Genomic DNA, 20,646 nt, shown 5'->3' on the forward strand with positions numbered 1-20,646 from the left:
ACCGGGACGACGGGAGCGCTCGTTCCCAAGGGTGGTGAAAGAGAGACCCTATAAATATCCGACAGCCAGAAGAAAAAATGCCAGTCAGGCTTAACTGACTGGCATTAGGCCAATTGGCCCGTTTTTTTTATGGATGCATTTCTCAATAACGGCGCGATTGATCGCGCATCAGAACCGCGTTTACATGGTGCGATTCATCGTGCCGCGACAGCAGATGTAAAAAAGGAAGCTCATGAGCTTCCTTTTTTTGGGCCTTAGTAGACGTCACGCAGATAGCGCTTATCTTTCTTCAACTGGTCAATGTAAGCCGCTGCACGTTCGCTAGAGAGTCCACCAAACTGGCGCACCACTTCATACAGCGCTGCATCCACATCTTTCGCCATGCGCGAAGCATCGCCACAAACATAGAAGTACGCGCCATCCTGCAGCCAGGCATACAGCTCAGCGCCTTTTTCCAGCATACGATTCTGCACGTAGATCTTCTCTTCCTGATCGCGTGAGAATGCCAGGTCGAGATGTGTTAACAGACCGCTTTGCTGCCAGCCATTAAGCTCATCTTCATAAATGTAGTCGTGTTCCTGATGCTGATCGCCGAAGAACAGCCAGTTCTTACCTTCAGCGCCGGTTGACTGGCGTTCCTGCAGGAAGGCACGGAACGGGGCAATACCGGTGCCAGGTCCAACCATAATCAGCGGAGCATTGCCGTTAGCCGGCACGCGGAACGCTTTGTTTGGCGAAATAAAGATCGCTGGCTTCTCACCACGGCGCACGCGCTCAGCCAGGTAGGTTGAACAGACGCCTTTACGCTCACGGCCACCGCTGTGATAGCGCACGGAAGCAATCGTCAGGTGCACCTGATTCGGATGCGTTTTGGAACTGGAAGAGATGGAATACGCGCGGTGCTGCAACGGACGCAGCATCGCCACCAGTTCTGGAACGGACAGCGTGCGCTTCAACTCAAGCTGCAGCAGGTCCAGCGTGTCTTTGCCCCACAGCCAGTTAGCCAGCGTGTCTTTATCGTCGTGCTGTAATACGTGCAGCAATTCCTGGTTGGCAGTGTGCTGACCCACCCACTCAATCAGCTTGCGCGATGGCTCAGAGATTTCGAACTGATAGGTCAGCAGGTCGCCGAGGTTACGGTCAAAGCCAGGTACTGGCGTTTCGTAATCCGCTTTCAATTCGCTCAACAGCAGGCTCACCAGCTCAGCATCGTTCACTGGGATGACACCCAACGCATCACCGGCTTCATATTTCAGGCCGCTGTCAGTGAGATCGAATTCAAAGTGGCGAATATCTTTCGCCGATGATTCGCCTGAGAGACGCTTGTTGGTCGCCAATGCAGCAGCATAAGGATTTTGCTTGTTGCTACCAGGAATGACTGGCGCTTCTGGCGCGCTCTCTAATACCGTGCCACTGCTGCCCGCACTGGCGGCAAATTGTGGCATTGCATCGCCAATCCATGCACTCGACGGCTCTTCAAAATCGATATCGCAGTCGATGCGGTCAAAGACACGTTTTGCACCCAGCTGTTCCAGACGCATATCGAAGAATTTACCGGCCTGACAGAAGCCATCGTAGCCGGTATCACCAATCGCCAGGATAGCAAAATGCATCTGCTCCAGGCGTGGTGCGGTGCTGGCAGAAAGTGCCTGCCAGAACAGCTGTGCGTTGTCCGGCATTTCGCCTTCACCGTAGGTGGAGGTGACAATCAGAACATGGCGCATGGTGGCGAACACGTCCAGGTCCACTTCGCCCAATGCCTGAACCACCGGCACCAGACCTTTGGCACGTGCGGCTTTTGCGGCAGTTTGCGCCAGCGCTTCAGCGTTGCCGGTCTGTGAACCGAACAGAATGTGCAACTGCGTGTTGGTGGCGCCACCGGCCGCAGGTGCCGTCTGCTTATCTTCTAATACCAACAGACGCGAGTGGAGACCGGCGAGAAAACCCGCCAGCCAGTATTTCTGTTCGCCGTTAAACGGCGCATCTTCAGGAATGTAAGGAATCTTCATGGATATCTGTACTCAAACCCGTCTCGTGATGTTCAGTCAATATACACACATTCATTGGTGCTGCTATCAGGAAAGTTTCCCGACAGCAGCGGCGATTTCTGGCAGCGCGGCGCGTGCAAACAGCTCTTCGAAATCAGGCAGATGGCCAAGCACCTCACGGTTGCGGGCATCCTGATAAATTATCCAGCCATAGGTCGCCAGGCTGTCCATGGAGCGAATGTTGCGTTGCGTTAATGCTGCTTTGTAATCGGACATACGTTTTGCTGCAATCAGACTCGCCAGTTCGTCATCGCTGTAGCTCTCAATGGCTGAGCGTGCATGGCGTTGCAGTTTGCTGACCAGCGCAAAATCTTCGGTCATCAGCAGGTTACGAACCGCTTTCTCAACCGCAGCATCTTCAACAGGCGTGCCTTTCGGCAGTTTGCCCAACGCCAGCTGCTGCGCGAAGCTCAGCACGGTGTAGTTGTTGAGCAACACGAACATTTCCGCTGTATCCGTCGCACCGTAAGCCGGTACGGCGCCATCCGCAATGGTTTTACCCGTGCGCCAGGCCGCTTTGAATTTGGCAACCTGATGTGCAGCCAGTGAGGTTGACAGCTCTTCCAGCAGATCCTTACGTGATTTCGCTTTCAGGATCTCGCCACCATCTTGATACAGCAGCAGTGAACGCGGCATCACGTAGACAAAGTGGTGGCACTCCGTTTCCCAATTCTCCAGCAGCCAGGCTGCGCGCGGCGAGTTGGTGGCTTCCAGATGCCAGTTCAGCATGGTCAGCACGGCTTGCTTGTGAACCTGCGCCAATTCATCTTCGTCAGCGATTGAACCGAAAAGCACGGAATCACCCGCTGCGTGTCCTGCCAGTGCGCCGTATGGATCGTACTGGTAAGCAAAGCCACCGCTCATGCCGTTGCCGAAACCTTTACCAAAGGTGCCGAGGTTCAGAATTGCGCCATTGGTCATGTATTCGCAGCAGAAATCGCCGACACCTTCGACGACTGCGGTTGCACCGGAGTTACGAACCGCGAAACGGTCGCCCGCCTGGCCTTGTACGAACAAACGGCCACCGGTCGCACCAAACAGCGCGAAGTTACCGATCAGCACGTTGCCGTCGCTGTCTTGAGCGCCGCCGCCCGGTGACATCACCACCAGCTCGCCACCGCACTGACCTTTACCTACGCCATCGTTACAGGTGCCGTAGTGCTTCATCTGCATACCATCGTTGCAGAAGGCACCGAATGACTGACCGGCAGAACCGCTGGTGTGGATATTCACCGTGCGCGGTGCCAGATAATGACGGCCGCGATCGTCTTTGAACACCGCTGGCAGTGCAGCACGTTGTTCAGCAGACAGTTCGTGGTTGAGCATGCGCTCGATGTCGATGGCCAACTGGCCGCCCACGCTCTTGTTACGGTTGTTCAGGGTAATGCCTGCGCCGAGCGCGATATCGCGGCTCGCCTGGTCGATCAGCTGTGTTTTCAGCTCTTCAACCCAGCCATCATCCAGCTCAAAATCTTTTTCCAGATAGACCGGCTTCGCGATTTTCTGCTCTGGCACCACGGTCAACATCGCACGCAGGTCCAGTTTGCCGACTTCCAGCGGGTGATCCATCAGGTGCAGCAGGTCTGAACGACCACGCGCTTCGCGCAGTGAACGCAGGCCAAGGCGGGCGAGGAACTCACGCACTTCTTGCGCTACGTTAACGAAGTACTGTGCCAGTTGACGCGGATCGCCATCAAAGGCTTCGGCGTTGGTGGTTAAACCGGCCGGGCATTTAACGTTACAGTTTTTCGCCATTACGCATTTCAGCATCATCAGCGCAGTGGTGCCGAACTCGAAGCTGTCGCCACCGAGCAGGGCAGATTTGATCACATCGCTACCGGTTTGTTGTGCACCGGAGCAACGCAGCTGCACTTTGTCACGCAGGCCATTCGCGCACAGCGCCTGATGCACTTCCGCGATACCGATTTCGGCAACGCGTCCGGTGTATTTCAGGCTGGTGACCGAGGCCGCACCAGTACCACCGGTATTACCTGCCACGTTAATGACGTCTGCGCCAGCTTTTGCCACGCCCACCGCGATGGTACCGATGCCTTCTGAAGACACCAGTTTCACGATAACGCGCACGCGCGCTGCCTTACAGTCGTGGATCAGCTGCGCCAAATCCTCGATGGAGTAGGTATCGTGGTGCGGTGGGGGTGAAACCAACTCAACACCCGGCGTACCGCCACGCGCGGCGGCGATCTCCACGGTCACTTTCGGTGCAGGCAGCTGTCCGCCTTCACCTGGTTTCGCGCCCTGACCGATTTTGATCTCCAGCTCTTCCAGCATCGGATCGGCCAGATAAGCCGCCCACACGCCGAATCGGCCTGACGCCAACTGCTTAATGCGTGACGCGCGGATGGTGCCGTGACGGGAATAGTGCTCGCCACCTTCACCACAGTTACTCATGCCGCCGACCATGTTAGTGCCGTGCGCTACCGCTTCATGTGCAGGTGCCACCAACGCACCGTGGCTCATCGCACCTGAGGCGAAAGTACGGGTAATTTCGTGTGCCGGTTGAATCTCTTCCAGCGGCAGAGAAGGCAGTGCGGTAAAGATCAGTGACAGATAATCTGCCGCTTTACCGTAAGCGGTGATGTGCAATACACCGCCGGCCACGCTGCTGCTTTCGATGTCGTCGCTAAAGCGGGTTTTCAGTGCACGTGCCAGCGCTTCCAGACGTTCATCTTCTGGCTTCAGGCCCGCGATGGAATCAATCAGGCGCAGCTCGAACTGGTTCAGGCTGCCTTCCACCGCTTCACACTTCAATCCACGGGTAGCAAAACCGTTGTTGACCAGTGAGTAACGGCCGAGTTTACGACCAAACTCCGCTTCGCTGTCAACGTGGGTCAAATCACACGGCAGCGCGAGGATGTCACGCAGCGCAGCAGGACGACGTTTACGCTCGGCGTGCATCAGGCTAGAGAATTGACGGTAATCCGGCGTGATTGCCAGTGAGTCAATGACCTCGTTCGGGATGCGTTCGAAGCTACTGTCTTTGAATGCGTCAGCTTTAATGCTGAAGGCATTGTCCAGTTTGGCCAGCGTCATCAGACGGATGAAATTGTCCTCTTCGCGTGCTTTGTCCGCGAAGCGAATCGGCTGTTCCGTCATATCAATAAAGGTACGCACGGCGATGGTGCCGTAAGAGTGACCTGCACCTTCCGCACGCTCTTTGAACAAGCCGAGCAGTGGCACTTCTGCCTCGCCCTGGATTTTCAGCGCACTCTGATGCCAGTCAACCGCCATCTGAGCGATAGCCGGGAAGCCCGCGCCACCCACAGGGGTTTTGATATTCGGGAAGTACTTCTTCAGAACCGGATCGTCGGTATTCAGGAAGTTAGGTTCAAAGAATTCACCACAGCTGTAGCTCTCAACGGTACAGAGACCCACTTTACCCATGGTCTTCATCAAGGCTTTTTCGGCGGCTTTGGCATAGCGTTTGAAGGCTTTGTTACCTTCTTCGCCTTCGCCATATTTCTCTTCCGCGCGCATCTGTACGCCCAGCGGGTAAACCGCTGACGCACCAAAGCCTAAAGTGGCTGCAATGTGGTGAGAGGAGATACTCTGGCCGCTTTCTACCACCAGAGAAACATCCAGACGCAGACCTTCCTGCACCAAACGCTGGTTGATGGCAGAGACCATCAGCAGCATAGGAATCGCCGCGTGAGTTGAAGAGATGTGGCGGTCAGTGATTACCGCAATGCCGCCCTGCTGGCGTGCGAAATCCACGACCTGCTGTGCAAGATTATCAATGGCGTTTTCCAGCGCTTTGGCGTTGGCGGCACGGCTGACGATATCTTTGCCGATGACCGGCTCATACAGCATCTCGAAACGCGCATAAGGTGCGACGGTTTGCTCGCGCAGACGCAGCATATCGAGGTGTGTCAGGATCGGCGTTGGCACGATAACCTGCTGACCTTTGCTGCGGCCAAGGTGCGGTTTTGCACCCAGTGCCACGCGCAGCGTCATGCCGTCCGCTTCGCGGATAGAATCCAGCGGCGGGTTGGTGACCTGAGCAAAGCGTTGTGAGAAGTAGTGCGCCATGCCGCCTTCGTGGTCGGACAGGCCATTGATGGCGTTGCCGTAACCCATCGCCGAGATCTTCTCAGCGCCGGTTTGCAGCATCGGGTCCATCATGAATTTGAAGCTTTCCTGGTTGTAGTAGTACGCCACAAAACGCTGATAGGTTTTGAGGTCGCCACGATAGCGCAGCGGTGAGCCCAGCTGCTCTGCCTGAATCTCCGGCAGATCGTGCAGGTCCACGCGAGCCGCGCTCAGCAGTGAAAGGTAATCTTTCTCTGCTGCCAGTTTTTCCAGCGCTTCCACCGTGGTGTAAGAGCGTTTTTCTTTGTGATCGTAATAGAGCATGCCGCCCGCTTCGATACGGCCACGACGCAGTACGCTTTCCGGTGGGAAGGCAATCTGACCCGCTTCTGACATCGCACCGATATATTCGGCGGTTTCGACAGAACGCAATGGGCGCAGACCCAGGCGGTCAAGGCGTGCCCCGATCACTTCGCCATTACCGAAGATCAACGCTGCCGGGCCATCGTTCTTCTCTTCATACAGAGAGAAGTACTCCAGCATGGCGCGCACTTCATTTGACAGTGAGGTGTCGTTTTCCCACGCTGGTGGCATCATTGAGACGACGGCGTTGATCAGGTCGAGGTTATCTTCCATCAAACGGCTATGAATGCTTTGGTCCAGACGCGAGCTGTCGGACTGGCCTTTCGGACGCACGATTTTCTTACCGCGCGCCAGCATCAGCGCCGCTTCAGCGATACGGTTCTTACGGTCGGTGTTCAATTCACCATTGTGCGCCATCAGACGGAACGGCTGTGCCATGGTGGTGTGCGGATCGGTGTTGGTCGAGAAGCGGGTATGGAAGAACAGCCCGCGCACCTGATGATCGGCATCGGTCAAATCTTTGAAGTACGGAATCACTTCATTAGAGTTCAGGCGTGCTTTAAATACCTGAGTGCGTGAAGAGAGCGACAGCGGATAGAGACCGCCGAATTCGCTTTCAGTAAAGGCACGCGCTTCGATGTCCAGCAGCGCACGATAGATGTGGCGCTCGAACTCGAGTTGTTCGGTGACTTCCTGCGGAGCCGCAAAGATCCACTGCACAATCGGCAGCTGGAATTGCAGAGCGGCTGGACGCGTCACGCTGCCGTCCAGCGGCATATCACGCTTCATCAGCACAGGGAAGTTATGGGCAGCGAGGGTTTCTTCCACCAGACGCTCAGCGTTCGCGCGCAGCTCGGCATCTTTTGGCACGAAGAAGTTACCGACGCCAAAGCGACCGGCTTCCAGCGGTTGGCCGGTGACTTTACGGAAGAAGTTCAGAGAAAGGTCGACGTTGACACCTGCGCCATCGCCCACGCCCTCAGCAGACATGCCGCCACGGTGCGGTACCGTGCACAGTGCGCTATGCGCCATCTGCAGGATCTCATGGGTCTGCTCGCCGTCCTTACGGGTAATAAACCCAACACCACAGCTATCACTACCGGCTGAGGGATCATACAAACCATAGGGATGAGGTTTTTGAGTGGACATTGAGGGTCTCCTTAAACTGCTTTTGACATTACCTGCATTATTTCAAGCACAGAGCACCGCTGCGTGCTGTATCAAATTCGTTTTCGCCGCTTAAACGCGGACGTCGCAATACCGAGCAAAGGCTCTCAAGAGAGTATGGTCTCGTCCTTGATGAGCTGCTCTTACTTCCGGTCTCTTACGGGAGATAACTTGCATCCAGAGGGAGTTTCTTGCTGCATAGATATGCCGAGACACAGTCCCGACTGGAAAGCATCCAGCGGAATTCCAACTTATCGGGAAAGCGAACTCAGGTCAAATAGCCAGCTTTGTTGCGGTTAATCGGCTGTTTTACCAATTAACACTATGATTATGAACAATTTATTACGTAAATAACTGTCAATCTGACGATTCTGATTCCCCTATGAAGTGTGAGCCGTCTCACTGTGAGGTACGCCTCAGATATCTAATCAATGCTGAATAACTTCATTCCATCAGCATAAAATTCTGTTGGGGCGGTTTCACGCACAGCATGTATCTGTTTTTCTTATGGCGTCATATTTGAATCAAAATAGGGCTGTCATTAGTAAAATTAATCAAGCTGATTGTGAGTAAAATGGCGCTAAAGTTGAATGAATATGCAATGACAAGGCGCAACCATCAGATGAAATGGCTGCCGGGAGGCGGAATAGCACGGGATGTGACAAAAGGGTCGCAAAAGCGCGGCCCTCCAGATTATTCAGTTGGCAGATTTAGTCAAGCGCTTTACGCATAACGACGCGAACATCGGCGAAAAGGCGCTGCGATGCACCATAATGAGGCAAAGTCAGCAGGCAATGACACGCTGAGTCGGCGCAGTGCCGCGATAATTACGCTATCATGAGCCAGATTTCGTTCAGGGAGCTCGTGATGAAACAGATTCGTCTTTTAGCGCAGTACTACGTTGATTTGATGGTCAAGCTGGGGCTGGTGCGTTTCTCGCTACTGTTAGCTTCAGCATTGGTGGTGCTGGCGATGGTGGTGCAGATGGCGGTCACCATGGTACTGCGTGGCCATGTTGAGAGTATCGATGTGGTGCGATCGGTGTTCTTTGGTCTCTTAATCACGCCCTGGGCCGTCTATTTTCTCTCGGTGGTGGTTGATCAGCTGGAAGAGTCTCGCCAGCGCCTGACAAAGCTGGTCGATAAGCTGGAAGAGATGCGCACACGCGATCTTGAACTTAATCAGCAAATGAAAGAGACCATCGCTCAGCTGAATCAGGAAATTAACGATCGTATCAAAGCGGAGCAGGCCCGCGAGCAGGTGATGGATAAACTGCGCGAAGAGATGGCGCGTCGTGAACAGGCGCAAATCGAGCTGGAACAGCAATCCTCTTTCTTACGCTCCTTCCTCGATGCCTCGCCGGATTTGGTATTCTATCGCAACATCGACAAGCAGTTCTCGGGCTGTAACCGTGCGATGGAGTTGCTAACCGGCATGAGCGAGAAGCAACTGATTGGCCTGACGCCGCGCGACATTTACGATGAAGATGCCGCCTCCAAGGTGCTGGAGACGGATGAAAAGGTATTCCGCCATAACGTCTCCCTGACGTACGAACAGTGGCTGCAATATCCTGATGGGCGCAAAGCCTGCTTCGAAATCCGCAAAGTGCCGTATTACGATCGCGTCGGTAAACGCAGCGGCCTGATGGGCTTTGGTCGCGATATTACTGAGCGTAAGCGTTATCAGGACGCGCTGGAGAATGCCAGCCGTGAGAAGACCACCTTTATTTCAACCATCAGCCATGAACTGCGCACGCCGCTGAATGGCATTGTCGGCCTGAGCCGCATTCTGCTGGACACCGATCTCAATCAGGAACAACTGAAGTACCTGAAAACCATCCATGTCTCGGCCATCACGCTTGGCAACATCTTTAATGACGTGATTGAAGTGGACAAAATCGAGCGCCGCAAAGTGCAGCTGGATAATCAGCCGCTCGACTTCACCGGCTTCCTTGCCGATCTGGAAAACCTCTCCGGGTTACTGGCGCAGCCGAAAGGGCTGAAGTTCGTGATGGCACCGGAGCTGCCACTGCCGCACATCATCTCTGCTGACGGCACGCGCCTGCGTCAAATTTTATGGAACCTGATCGGTAACGCGGTGAAATTCACCCAGCAGGGTGAGATTGTGGTGCGGGTCGCCTATCACCAGGACGAAACGCTGCGCTTTGAAGTGCAGGATTCTGGCATGGGAATTCCGCAGGAAGAGCAGGACAAGATCTTCGCCATGTATTACCAGGTAAAAGATCAGCACGGCGGAAAACCCGCCACCGGTACCGGTATTGGTTTGGCGGTTTCTCGTCGTCTGGCACAGGCGATGGGCGGCGATATTAGCGTGAGTAGTGCGCCGGGGCAGGGTTCATGCTTTGTGGTCGAGATAAATGCACCTCGTGTGGCCGATGAGGTGGAAGACGAAGATCTCGACGACAGCATGCCACTGCCGGCGCTGCACGTATTACTGGTTGAAGATATTGAACTGAACGTCATTGTGGCGCGCTCGGTACTGGAGAAACTGGGATGCAGTGTGGAAGTGGCGATGACCGGCACTGAAGCGCTGGCGATGTTTGATCCGCAGGAATTTGATCTGGTGTTGCTGGATATTCAACTGCCGGATATGACCGGACTGGATGTGTCACGCGCTATTCACCAACGCCATGCTGGCATGGCGCTGCCGCCGCTGGTGGCACTGACCGCCAACGTGCTGAAAGATAAAAAAGAGTATCTCGACGCCGGTATGGATGATGTGCTGAGTAAACCGCTGGCGGTGCCGGCCTTAACGGCGATGATTAAAAAGTTCTGGGATTACCAGGGCGAACCGGAAGAAGAGATTCAGACGTCCTCAGACGTACACTCGCGCATGCTGCTCGATGTGGAGATGCTGGAACAGTATATCGAATTGGTCGGCCCAGGATTGATTACACAAAGCCTGACGATGTTTGAACAGATGATGCCGGGCTATCTCGACGTGCTGGATTCCAACATGATGGCGCGCGATCAAAAAGGGATTGCGGAAGAAGGGCATAAAATTAAGGGTGCTGCGGGCTCAGTAGGACTGTTGCATCTGCAGAAACTGGCGAAACAGATACAGTCACCGGAACTGCCAGCATGGTGGGACAACGTGCAGGAGTGGATCGACGAATTAAAACATGAGTGGCTGCATGACGTTAACGTGTTACGCGAGTGGGTAGCTGAAAGGGAAAAATCTTCGGACGCCAGAAAAAAATGACCCCAGTCGAAACTGGGGTGCGCGAATACTGCGCCAACACCAGGGAAATGGGTACTGCTGCTATCGTTAGAAGTCGAATAGATCAGCAACAGTATGGTATTGGTTAACGCTTCGAAATCACCTTAACAAATTCGCCAACGCTTGTGACAAGATTCATTAAATTGTGTGAAGTTGAGCAGCGATTAAATACAGAAAACATTAATTTGCTGACACAGTCAAGCAAGGAATTAATTTCTTTGCCGTATTGCACTATTTTTGACCAATTGTTCTGCTTTTTGCCTGAATTTCCTTCAGCCTGAAGCAGGAAAAGCCTGACAGCTGCACTGAAATTCCTAATCAGTCGAAAAATCAGAGTTGATTGAACTTAACATGCTGATATTAGGTAACAAATAAGGTGATTCTGGTGGGTTATCCAAAACGTTTTGGAAACCCTCTGCTGAAAGTTCCAGTTTAAGGTTTTGCGGTGCAATGTAAACCAAACGGAAGGCTAAATACTTGACCATTGTCAGGGCTAATCATGATGATGTTGACGCGATTTCAGCCACGTTTATTGAAACGGCTGCGCTCATCAGTGCGCTTATTCAAACGCTTTGAAAGTTTATTGTTAAGTATTGTGAAAGTTTAAACGTGATCTTTATCACTTTGTATGAAGTATCCGATTGTAAGGGTTTTGCTGGGTTTTTCACCATGGAACCGATTCCCTCATAATGGAAGTGCTTGATGTGATTGGCTCTAATAGAGGAACGATGATGACGCAGGTAATAACTTCATCTCTAACTTTCACGCGATAAGCGGTAAAGTTTGGCCCAGGATTACAGGTAATCAAAATTGTGACCGGGGTGATTGATTAATGCAGGGAACAGGTAAGAGAAAATTGCATGAGTAAGAGTAAAGGGAAAATGGGGCAACGCCTTAAAGTGCTGATTGCTAAAGTGCTGCTCGCGTGGTTGGGAATTTGGCTGGCAGGCATCGTGATCTTTGCCTTTTTACCTGTGCCGTTTTCTGCGGTGATGGTGGAGCGTCAACTGGGCGCCTGGTTCAGTGGTCGGTTCGACTATGTGGCGCACTCCGATTGGGTCAGCATGGATGAGATTTCTCCGTGGATGGCGCTGGCCGTGATCGCTTCTGAAGATCAAAAATTTCCGGAGCACTGGGGCTTTGATGTCGATGCGATACAAAAAGTATTGGATAACGATGGCTCAGAACAGATGCGTGGTGCCTCAACGCTGTCGCAGCAGACCGCAAAAAACCTGTTCTTATGGGATGGCCGCAGCTGGGTGCGAAAAGGGCTGGAAGCCGGTTTAACCGTTGGACTCGAAACCGTGTGGACCAAACGCCGCATTCTGACGGTATATTTGAATATTGCGGAGTTTGGCAACGGCGTGTTTGGTGTGGAAGAGGCTTCACAGCGCTACTTCCACAAACCAGCCAGTCGTCTGACGATTTCTGAAGCGGCGCTGCTGGCGGCGGTACTACCAAACCCGATTCGCTTCCGCGCTGATGCACCTTCCGGGTATATACGAATGCGCCAGCAGTGGATAATGCGCCAGATGCGTCAGTTAGGTGGGGAAGGTTTCCTCGCGCGTTACAAATTGCATTAACAGCAATTAGTCTTCGTCAAACCCGGCTTCGAACAGCTCAATCACCGCAGCCAGCGCCTCGACTTCCTGCGGACCGCTGGCTTCAATCTCGATATGGCCGCCTTTCGCGGAGTCGAGCATCAGCAGCGCAATCACGCTGCTGGCTTCGGCTTCCGTACCGGCTTCATTGCGCAGTAGTACCTCTGCGTCAAAACTCTGCACCAACTCGAACAGTTTCATTGCCGGGCGCGCATGCATGCCCAGCTTATTGCGAATCTCAACGACTTGCTTCACGGTCATGATTTACGTTTTTCCAGAGTGCGATGACGAGACTGCACATTTTTGCCGCGTGAACGGAAGTAATCTGCCAGCTGTTCGGCGATGTAAACCGAACGGTGTTTACCCCCGGTACAGCCAATCGCGACCGTTAGATAGCTGCGGTTGTTGGTTTCCAGCATCGGCAACCACAGCTCCAGATAGCTGCGCGTCTGGTAAATGAAGTTATGTACTTCAGTGTGGCGGTCGAGGAAAGCCGCAACAGGACGATCAAGCCCGGTCATCGGACGCAGCTTGGGATCCCAGTGCGGGTTTGGCAGGAAACGCACATCGAAGACGTAATCGGCATCAATGGGAATGCCGTGTTTGAAGCCGAAGGACTCAAACACCATGGTCAGCTCACGCTCACGTTTTCCTGACAGGCGCGTACGCAGCATTTCAGCCAACTCATGGACCGACATTTCGGACGTATCGATGATCAGGTCGGCGCGCGAACGCAAAGGCTCCAGCAGATCACTCTCTTCATCAATCGCACTTTCCAGTGACAGGTTTTTACTGGAGAGCGGATGGATGCGGCGAGTATCACTGTAACGCCGTATCAGCGTGTTGCGATCGGCGTCCAGGAACAGTAACTGTGGTGAAAACGAATCCGGCAGATTGTTGAGCGCCGTTTCAAACACCTCCGGCGATTCAGGCATGTTGCGCACATCAATGCTGACGGCCGCCGAAATATTGCGCTCTGTTAGGGTGTTCGCTAATTCCGGTAGCAGCACCACGGGTAGATTATCGACACAGTAAAATCCCATGTCTTCCAGGGCACGCAGTGCGACCGATTTTCCTGAGCCTGACCGACCGCTAACGATCATCAGCACCATCACATTTCTCCCGTTTTAAACCGACGAATAGGCCGGTAAATGTGTCTGTCGCTTAAGAGTGTTCTTCCTGAGCTTCTGTGATAATGGCATAGAGTTCTTCATCACTCTGTGCCGCACGCAAACGGCGGCAGACGGTTTTGTCTGCCAGACGTTTAGCGACCAGCGACAGCGTATGCAAATGGGTTTTGCACTGGTCTGCAGGCACCAGCAGAGCAAACAGCAGATCAACCGGCTGATTGTCCACGGCGTCAAAGGCGATCGGTTGGTCGAGGCTGATAAATACGCCAACGGCGCGCAGCGTATCCTCCTCCAGCTTGCCATGCGGAATGGCGATACCGTTGCCAATGCCAGTACTGCCCATACGTTCGCGAGTCAGAATGGCTTCAAATAGTGTCTGGTGCGGCAGATTGAGCTGCTTCGCTGCCAGCTCGCTGATAATTTCCAGCGCGCGTTTTTTACTCTGGCAGTGTACGCCGCTACGGGTACAGTCCAGTGAGAGGACCGAGCTCAATTCCAGTGTCAGATCGTTGTTCATCATCGTTTCACTTGCGAGTTCACATAGCCGCAAGGTTAACGCCATTCATAGCACAATGGCGAGTCTCCCGTTGGCGCTTGCACAGATGACAAAACGGGGCGGTTAACCCGCCCCATTTGCGCTCTGAGTGCCGAACCAGTCAGCACTCTGCAAGCATGAAGGTTAGTGTTTTTTCAGTTTGTCTTTGTGTTTGGTTAGCTGACGGGAAAGCTTGTCGATTAACCCGTCGATGGCCGCGTACATGTCTTCCGCTTCCCCTGTGGCGTGCAGCTCTCCGCCGTTGACGTGCAGTGTTGCTTCCGCAATCTGCGTCACCTTCTCCACTTTCAGAACAATATAAACCTGATTGATACGATCAAAGTAGTGTTCCAGTTTGGCAAATTTGCTATTTACAAATTCGCGCAGCGGTTCAGTGATTTCAACATTCAGTCCGGTCAGGTTTAGCTGCATAGGTCTTCCTTCTTCGTTCGGTCAAACCAACTGCTTACGCTGGTTTGATGGCGGTATAGATAAAGACTCGCGATATTTAGCAACCGTACGTCGCGCCACCATGATGCCCTGATCGGATAACATGGAGGTGAGTTTGCTGTCGCTCAAGGGTTTTGCGGGGTTCTCCGCGGAGATCAATTTCTTCACCAGGGCACGGATCGCCGTGGAAGAGGCTTCGCCACCGCCTTCGGTATTCACATGGCTGGAGAAAAAATATTTTAATTCAAAGATGCCACGCGGGCTGTGCAGGTACTTTTGCGTGGTCACACGGGAAATGGTGGATTCATGCATGTCCACGGCCTGGGCGATATCTGCCAGCACCATCGGCCGCATGTATTCCTCGCCCTGTTCAAAGAACGCCTGCTGCTGCTCGACAATACAACGCGTCACTTTGAGCAGTGTGTCGTTGCGGCTTTCGAGGCTTTTAATCAGCCATTTGGCTTCCTGCAAATTACTGCGAATGAATTGGCTGTCGCTGTCGTTACGTGCGGAACCGCCCATCGCGGCGTAATGTTGATTGATCTTCAGGCGCGGCAAGCTGTCTGAATTCAATTCAACGGTCCAGCGCTTACTGGTTTTACGCACCAGTACATCAGGAATCACATACTCGGGTTCGCTGGTGTTGATCGATTGGCCGGGACGGGGATCGAGTGACTGAATCAGCAGCATCGCGTCTTTCAGCACTTCTTCCTTGAGGCGTGTTATACGCATCAGGCTGCGAAAATCGTGGTTGGCCAGCAGATCCAGATGTTCACTGACGATCAACCGCGCTTCTGCCAGCATTGGCGCATCGGCAGCGTATTGTGAAAGTTGCACCAGCAAGCAGTCACGTAGATCACGTGCACCGACACCGACAGGATCAAAGCGCTGAACACGCTTCAGCACCGCTTCAACCTCTTCCAGCGTCAGCTCTTCATCACCAATGCTGTCGCAGATGTCCTGGACGGAAACGGTGAGATAGCCGGTATCATCAATGGCGTCGACAATTGAAGTGGCAATCGCGCGGTCGGTATCCGTAAACGGCGTGAGCTCCACTTGCCACATCAGGTAGTCCTGCAGTGACTGGGTAGTTTCGCCTTGATAAACCGGCAGCTCATCATCCTGGTAATCGGTACCCGTGCCAGAAGGCGTTCCCGCGGTGTAGATTTCATCCCAGGTGGCGTCGAGTGGAAGCTCCTCGGGCATCTCTTTCTGTTCGAGGGCTTCACGTGTGTCTAACGAGTCGCTCTCCTGATGCTCACGTGAATCGACTTCTTCATGCAGATCGGTTTGCTCAAGCAGCGGATTGCTTTCCAGCGCCAGTTGCAGTTCCTGCTGGAGTTCAAGCGTAGAGAGTTGCAGCAGACGAATGGCCTGCTGCAACTGTGGGGTCATCGCCAGCTGTTGGCTGAGCCTGAGTTGCAAACCTTGCTTCATAATTCTGCTTGAATTTCCTAAGCAAATGTCGTGAATAACGACACCTTATCAGAGTCTGAACTCTTCGCCCAAATAAACCCGTTTAACCTGCTCATCTGCAAGAATTTCATCCGGCGTGCCATGCGCGATCAGATGTCCCTGGCTCACGATGTAAGCACGTTCGCACACCGCAAGCGTTTCACGCACGTTGTGATCGGTGATCAACACGCCAAGACCGCTGTCGCGTAGGTGTTCGATGATTTTTTTGATATCGATGACTGAGATCGGGTCAACACCGGCAAATGGTTCATCCAGCAGGATAAATTTGGGGTTGGCTGCCAGAGCGCGAGCGATTTCAACACGGCGGCGTTCACCACCGGAAAGCGCCTGCCCCATGCTGTCACGCAGATGCTCAATGTGAAACTCTTCCATCAACTCATTGGCACGATCCTGACGCTGCTCTTCCGTTAAATCATCGCGGATTTGCAACACCGCCATCAGATTGTCGAACACGCTTAGACGGCGGAAGATTGACGCTTCCTGCGGCAGATAGCCAATACCACGGCGCGCTCGCGCATGCAGCGGCAAAATACTGATATCTTCGTCATCGATCACGATGCGGCCTGCATCACGCGGCACAATCCCGACAACCATATAGAATGTGGTGGTCTTGCCGGCACCGTTTGGACCCAGCAGGCCGACAATCTCGCCAGATTTTACCTGCAGGCTGACATCTTCCACCACGCGGCGGCCTTTATAGGCTTTCGCCAGGTTTTCAGCGACTAATGTGGCCATAGCGATCAGTTACTCTTTTTAGGGCTCGTGGACGAGCCGTTTTTGTCCTGCAACTGCGACGGCACCAGTACGGTGGTGACGCGTTTGCTTTCGCCCTGGCTAAAGGCCTGCATTTTCTGCTCTTTCACCAGGTAAGTGATGCGATCGCCTTTGATGTTGCTGTCCAGCTGCTGAATGAAGGCATTGCCCGTCAGTTCAACGAAATCGTTCGCCAGCTCATAATGCAGTTTTGAGGCGTGGCCCTGCACGGGTTTGCCGTTATCCTGCATCTGGTAGAAAGTGGCGGGAGCGCCGTAGGCATCCACGATAGTTTTTTTACTGTCGCCACCTGGACGTGTAACCACCACTTTGTCAGCGGTGATTTTGATTGAACCCTGGGTCACAATGACATTGCCGGTAAAGGTCGCCACATTGCCTTGCAGATCCAGCGCCTGATTCACCGAATCAATATTAACGGGTTTGTCAGAGTCTCCCGTCAGGGCCAGCGCGGGCAGGCTGGTCGCCAGTAAGGCGCTCACCAACAACAACTTAAGGCTGTTTTTGTTCATTTTGGATTTCATAGGAAGTTTTGACCTTTTCAAGCAGCTGGGCATTCTTGGTTCGTAAATTGCCGCGCATCTTCATGCCAGTGGAATTAAAACTGCGGCCAAATAGGGTGACTTGATCGTCAGATGTCACATCCTGGGTGACCAGATTAACCTGAGCCGTATCGGTAATAATGCGCTCAAGTTGAGAATCCTGGGTCAGGGTATTCACTTCGACGTGACCATATAGATACAGCATACGATCTTTGGTCAGCTTTGCCTTATCGGCACGTATAGTCCAGGTGGGCACTTTATTTTCATCATACGTGGTTGCAACCGGATTATCGAACCAGCTCACCTCATCTGCCGCAAAGTAAGTCACTTTATCCGAGATCAGTTTGTACGCCAGCGCGCCCGTGGGGTTATACACCACAGAATGGGACTTCTCGCTGGTATAGGTTGGCTCCTGGCTATTGGTCGCCACCGGCGCTTCGCTATCGTCCTGGTTGGTGAGATTCCAGCCGATCAGCACCAGGGCGATCAAGGCCAAAATCAGCGTTATCCAACGCCTGCTCTTACTCATACTGATTGCCCTTTGGCATCCTCAAATTTGTTCTGCGCCATCAAAATCAGATCGCAGAGTTCACGTACCGCACCACGGCCACCGGCAATACGGGTGACGTAGTGTGCACGAGGTAATAACACGGGGTGGGCATCGGCGACGGCCACACTCAAACCGGCCTCCGCCATCACAGGCCAGTCGATCAAATCATCGCCGATGTAAGCCACTTGCTCAGCAGATAATGACAGTTTATCCAGGAGTTCACGCCACGCCAAAAGCTTATCTGATTGTCCCTGATAAAGATGCGTAATGCCGAGCGTCTGGCAACGATCTTCCAGCAGCTTCGCTTTGCGGCCAGTAATAATAGCCACTTCGATATCAGAGGTCAGCAGGCAGCGAATACCATAGCCATCACGGACGTTAAAGGCTTTCAATTCTTCGCCGTTGTTGCCCATGTAAATCACGCCGTCAGACATCACACCGTCCACATCGCAAATCAGCAGGCGAATCCGCGCCGCCCGAGCCATTACATCGGCACTCACCGGGCCATAGCAGGTATCGATCATCGTGGTTTCAACACTCATTATTTGTTCCTGTTCAAACTACGCCAGCGCGCAGCATGTCATGCATATGTACCACACCGAGCAGACGATCGTCATCGGCGACCAGTACCGCAGTGATGTTTTTGTTTTGCATCAGATTCAGTGCGTCAACAGCCAGCATATTTGGGCGCACGCGAATCCCGCCGCGCGTCATCACATCCTGAATGCTGGCTGACTGGAAATCGATGCCCATATCGAAGATGCGGCGTAAGTCGCCATCAGTGAAAATGCCTTCGATTTTCATCAGGTCGTCAACAATCACCGTCAGGCCGAGGTTTTTGCGCGTAATTTCCAGCAATGCATCCCGCAGCGACGCATCGCGGCTGACGTGTGGGATCTCGTCACCACTGTGCATAATATCGCTCACGTGTAGCAGCAGTTTGCGGCCCAGTGCGCCACCGGGATGCGAGAGCGCGAAGTCTTCCTGAGTAAAGCCGCGTGCTTCCAGCAGGGCAACCGCCAGCGCATCGCCCATCACCAGCGTGGCGGTAGTACTGGAGGTCGGTGCCAGACCAAGCGGGCACGCTTCCTGTGGAACCTTCACGCATAAATGCACGTCAGCGGCACGCCCCATGGCACTCTCCGGACGGCTGGTGAGGCAAATCAACGGCACTTTCTGTCGCTTGAGGACCGGGATGAGCGCCAGAATTTCGTTCGATTCGCCACTATTAGAGATAGCGATCACCACGTCGTTTGCTGTCACCATGCCGAGGTCACCATGGCTCGCTTCGCCAGGATGAACAAAGAATGAAGACGTACCGGTACTGGCAAAAGTCGCTGCCATTTTTGCACCAATATGACCGGATTTGCCCATGCCCATCACCACCACTTTTCCACGGCAGGCAATGATCATTTCGCAGGCGCGGCTAAAGTCGGCATTAATATACTGATCGAGCTGCTCCAGCCCTTCGCGTTCGATGCGCAGTACCGCTTTACCTGCCTGTTGGTAATCAAAAACCGGTTGCTGATGTGACATGGTCAGTCCGTCCTTAATAACTTGTGATGAGCGCAGGGCTGAGCCACAGCCACAGAACCCACGCAATAAATCCCGATAACAGAAGAGAGCCCGCTACGCGGCCAATCCGGCGTTTGCGTAACAGGCAAAGTAGGGCGAACAGCACGCTGACACCTAGCATCACCCAGTAATCTCGTGCGAAAGCGTGTGCATCAACGCTGCCGGGGTGCACCAGCGCGGGCAGGCCCAGCACAATGGCCAGATTAAAGATATTAGCGCCAATCAGGTTACCGATAGCGATATCGTCTTCACCTTTCAATGCACCCGCCAATACGGTAGCCAGTTCAGGCAGGCTGGTGCCGACGGCAATCAACGTCAGACCCATGACCAGCTCGCTGACACCAAAATAGTCGGCAAACACGGTGGCATTATCGATCACCATCCGCGTGGACATCGGCAGAATAATCAGCGCCACCGCCAGCCACAGAAAGGCCACGGTATTGCCAGCTTCATCGCGCGGCAGTTCAGCCAATTGTTCGCGCGTTAACGTGTCGTTGTTATCCCGCTCTGCGCGGCGGGCGATGCGAATGGCGATCAGCAGATAACCTAAAGCAATCAGCAGCAGCGCGATGCCATCAAGTCGACTAAGGTGATTATCAAACAACATGATGCCACTCAGCAGTGAGACCAGCAGCATCAGGGGGAGTTCGCGCCGAATCAGATTGGAGTGCACTGTCAATGGATGCAAAAGTGCGGCACCGCCGAGGATCAGCAGAATATTGGTAATGTTTGAGCCCAGCGCCGTCCCTACAGCTAAATCCATTTGCCCATGCTGCGCTGCAGAAAAAGAAACGATCAGTTCGGGTAACGATGTGCCAATGCTTACCACTGTCATGCCGATGATCAGCGGAGGAATGCCGAAGGATCGACACAGGATCGCGGCACTGAAAACCAGACGGTCAGCACCGTAAGCCAGTAAAATCAATCCAATAAACAGCAGGGCAGTGGCTACGAACATGAAAAATCCTTGATGGATAGGTGTGTCGGCAAACCTTGTCCGACAGGTAAATACATTGCGCGCGCGGAAACAGGCGCTGATTTTGACTGTCTGAGAGGCAAAAGTAAATTTTAAGGCCGTTTTCGCCACACCTGACGGGTAAGTTTCTGTAAAACTATCGTGCATTGTGGTCTACCAGGCTACCATCCACGAC

The 20,646-nt window shown here is 53.4% G+C and carries 16 protein-coding genes; 3 read left to right on the plus strand and 13 right to left on the minus strand.

The genetic code is table 11. The features are described from left to right. On the plus strand, window positions 1-94 hold a 94-nt coding region (locus WFP70_RS21890; RefSeq protein ID WP_337024441.1), incomplete at its 5' end, for a hypothetical protein. Between the two features lie 160 nt (window positions 95-254). Here the strand turns inward: WFP70_RS21890 and WFP70_RS21895 are convergent. Together WFP70_RS21895 and WFP70_RS21900 are read right to left on the minus strand one after the other, a co-directional pair. Further along, window positions 255-2,009: a sulfite reductase subunit alpha gene (locus WFP70_RS21895; RefSeq protein ID WP_034826640.1), complete on the minus strand. Its 1,755-nt coding sequence runs from the start codon at window positions 2,007-2,009 to the stop codon at window positions 255-257. A gap of 66 nt (window positions 2,010-2,075) precedes the next feature. Continuing rightward, window positions 2,076-7,607 (minus strand): glutamate synthase-related protein, encoded by a 5,532-nt coding sequence (locus WFP70_RS21900; protein WP_097118190.1) that lies wholly within the window; start codon window positions 7,605-7,607, stop codon window positions 2,076-2,078. An 885-nt stretch (window positions 7,608-8,492) separates the two neighbouring features. Here WFP70_RS21900 and arcB point away from each other — a divergent pair. Together arcB and mtgA are read left to right on the plus strand one after the other, a co-directional pair. Continuing rightward, window positions 8,493-10,847, plus strand: a complete 2,355-nt coding sequence (gene arcB / locus WFP70_RS21905) for an aerobic respiration two-component sensor histidine kinase ArcB (protein ID WP_058962133.1) — start codon at window positions 8,493-8,495, stop codon at window positions 10,845-10,847. An 878-nt stretch (window positions 10,848-11,725) separates the two neighbouring features. Next, a complete protein-coding gene (gene mtgA / locus WFP70_RS21910) occupies window positions 11,726-12,448 on the plus strand; it encodes a monofunctional biosynthetic peptidoglycan transglycosylase (RefSeq protein ID WP_045815873.1) in 723 nt (240 codons plus the stop codon). 6 nt (window positions 12,449-12,454) lie between these two features. Here mtgA and npr read toward each other — a convergent pair whose 3' ends face one another. The 11 genes from npr to WFP70_RS21965 all read right to left on the minus strand — a co-directional run bounded on the left by npr (window position 12,455) and on the right by WFP70_RS21965 (window position 20,453). Continuing rightward, on the minus strand, window positions 12,455-12,727 hold the full coding sequence (gene npr, locus WFP70_RS21915; RefSeq protein ID WP_034826632.1) for a PTS phosphocarrier protein NPr: 273 nt from the start codon (window positions 12,725-12,727) through the stop codon (window positions 12,455-12,457). Beyond that, window positions 12,724-13,578 (minus strand): RNase adapter RapZ, encoded by an 855-nt coding sequence (gene rapZ / locus WFP70_RS21920; protein WP_038649498.1) that lies wholly within the window; start codon window positions 13,576-13,578, stop codon window positions 12,724-12,726. The genes npr and rapZ overlap by 4 nt, the downstream gene beginning before the upstream one ends. A gap of 52 nt (window positions 13,579-13,630) precedes the next feature. Continuing rightward, on the minus strand, window positions 13,631-14,113 hold the full coding sequence (gene ptsN, locus WFP70_RS21925; protein WP_176505766.1) for a PTS IIA-like nitrogen regulatory protein PtsN: 483 nt from the start codon (window positions 14,111-14,113) through the stop codon (window positions 13,631-13,633). A 162-nt stretch (window positions 14,114-14,275) separates the two neighbouring features. Next, complete coding sequence (gene hpf, locus WFP70_RS21930; RefSeq protein WP_034826627.1) at window positions 14,276-14,563, minus strand: ribosome hibernation promoting factor; 288 nt, start codon at window positions 14,561-14,563, stop codon at window positions 14,276-14,278. 21 nt (window positions 14,564-14,584) lie between these two features. Then, window positions 14,585-16,018 carry an RNA polymerase factor sigma-54 gene (rpoN, locus tag WFP70_RS21935; RefSeq protein WP_058962131.1) on the minus strand — a complete coding sequence of 478 codons (1,434 nt, stop codon included), beginning with the start codon at window positions 16,016-16,018 and terminating at the stop codon, window positions 14,585-14,587. A 48-nt stretch (window positions 16,019-16,066) separates the two neighbouring features. After that, window positions 16,067-16,792, minus strand: a complete 726-nt coding sequence (gene lptB / locus WFP70_RS21940) for an LPS export ABC transporter ATP-binding protein (RefSeq protein WP_034826621.1) — start codon at window positions 16,790-16,792, stop codon at window positions 16,067-16,069. A 5-nt stretch (window positions 16,793-16,797) separates the two neighbouring features. Continuing rightward, window positions 16,798-17,352: a lipopolysaccharide ABC transporter substrate-binding protein LptA gene (gene lptA / locus WFP70_RS21945; RefSeq protein ID WP_034826619.1), complete on the minus strand. Its 555-nt coding sequence runs from the start codon at window positions 17,350-17,352 to the stop codon at window positions 16,798-16,800. Beyond that, a complete protein-coding gene (gene lptC / locus WFP70_RS21950; protein ID WP_034826617.1) occupies window positions 17,321-17,899 on the minus strand; it encodes an LPS export ABC transporter periplasmic protein LptC in 579 nt (192 codons plus the stop codon). Before lptC ends, lptA begins: the two co-directional genes overlap by 32 nt. After that, window positions 17,896-18,462 carry a 3-deoxy-manno-octulosonate-8-phosphatase KdsC gene (kdsC, locus tag WFP70_RS21955; RefSeq protein WP_034826614.1) on the minus strand — a complete coding sequence of 189 codons (567 nt, stop codon included), beginning with the start codon at window positions 18,460-18,462 and terminating at the stop codon, window positions 17,896-17,898. The genes lptC and kdsC overlap by 4 nt, the downstream gene beginning before the upstream one ends. Before the next feature lie 13 nt (window positions 18,463-18,475). Continuing rightward, window positions 18,476-19,456: an arabinose-5-phosphate isomerase KdsD gene (gene kdsD, locus WFP70_RS21960; RefSeq protein WP_034826612.1), complete on the minus strand. Its 981-nt coding sequence runs from the start codon at window positions 19,454-19,456 to the stop codon at window positions 18,476-18,478. 13 nt (window positions 19,457-19,469) lie between these two features. Continuing rightward, complete coding sequence (locus WFP70_RS21965; protein ID WP_034826610.1) at window positions 19,470-20,453, minus strand: calcium/sodium antiporter; 984 nt, start codon at window positions 20,451-20,453, stop codon at window positions 19,470-19,472. Between the last annotated feature and the right edge of the window lie 193 nt (window positions 20,454-20,646).

Source organism: Pantoea sp. USMM079 (genome assembly GCF_037153115.1).
GTDB lineage: Bacteria > Pseudomonadota > Gammaproteobacteria > Enterobacterales > Enterobacteriaceae > Pantoea > Pantoea communis.

What these genes read in the sequence shown, in the direction of transcription:
- WFP70_RS21895 (WP_034826640.1), bottom strand. Translation starts at nt 2,009, where the DNA reads ATGAAGATTCCTTACATTCCTGAAGATGCGCCGTTTAACGGCGAACAG.
- WFP70_RS21900 (WP_097118190.1), bottom strand. Translation starts at nt 7,607, where the DNA reads ATGTCCACTCAAAAACCTCATCCCTATGGTTTGTATGATCCCTCAGCC.
- arcB (WP_058962133.1), top strand. Translation starts at nt 8,493, where the DNA reads ATGAAACAGATTCGTCTTTTAGCGCAGTACTACGTTGATTTGATGGTC.
- mtgA (WP_045815873.1), top strand. Translation starts at nt 11,726, where the DNA reads ATGAGTAAGAGTAAAGGGAAAATGGGGCAACGCCTTAAAGTGCTGATT.
- npr (WP_034826632.1), bottom strand. Translation starts at nt 12,727, where the DNA reads ATGACCGTGAAGCAAGTCGTTGAGATTCGCAATAAGCTGGGCATGCAT.
- rapZ (WP_038649498.1), bottom strand. Translation starts at nt 13,578, where the DNA reads ATGGTGCTGATGATCGTTAGCGGTCGGTCAGGCTCAGGAAAATCGGTC.
- ptsN (WP_176505766.1), bottom strand. Translation starts at nt 14,113, where the DNA reads ATGAACAACGATCTGACACTGGAATTGAGCTCGGTCCTCTCACTGGAC.
- hpf (WP_034826627.1), bottom strand. Translation starts at nt 14,563, where the DNA reads ATGCAGCTAAACCTGACCGGACTGAATGTTGAAATCACTGAACCGCTG.
- rpoN (WP_058962131.1), bottom strand. Translation starts at nt 16,018, where the DNA reads ATGAAGCAAGGTTTGCAACTCAGGCTCAGCCAACAGCTGGCGATGACC.
- lptB (WP_034826621.1), bottom strand. Translation starts at nt 16,792, where the DNA reads ATGGCCACATTAGTCGCTGAAAACCTGGCGAAAGCCTATAAAGGCCGC.
- lptA (WP_034826619.1), bottom strand. Translation starts at nt 17,352, where the DNA reads ATGAAATCCAAAATGAACAAAAACAGCCTTAAGTTGTTGTTGGTGAGC.
- lptC (WP_034826617.1), bottom strand. Translation starts at nt 17,899, where the DNA reads ATGAGTAAGAGCAGGCGTTGGATAACGCTGATTTTGGCCTTGATCGCC.
- kdsC (WP_034826614.1), bottom strand. Translation starts at nt 18,462, where the DNA reads ATGAGTGTTGAAACCACGATGATCGATACCTGCTATGGCCCGGTGAGT.
- kdsD (WP_034826612.1), bottom strand. Translation starts at nt 19,456, where the DNA reads ATGTCACATCAGCAACCGGTTTTTGATTACCAACAGGCAGGTAAAGCG.
- WFP70_RS21965 (WP_034826610.1), bottom strand. Translation starts at nt 20,453, where the DNA reads ATGTTCGTAGCCACTGCCCTGCTGTTTATTGGATTGATTTTACTGGCT.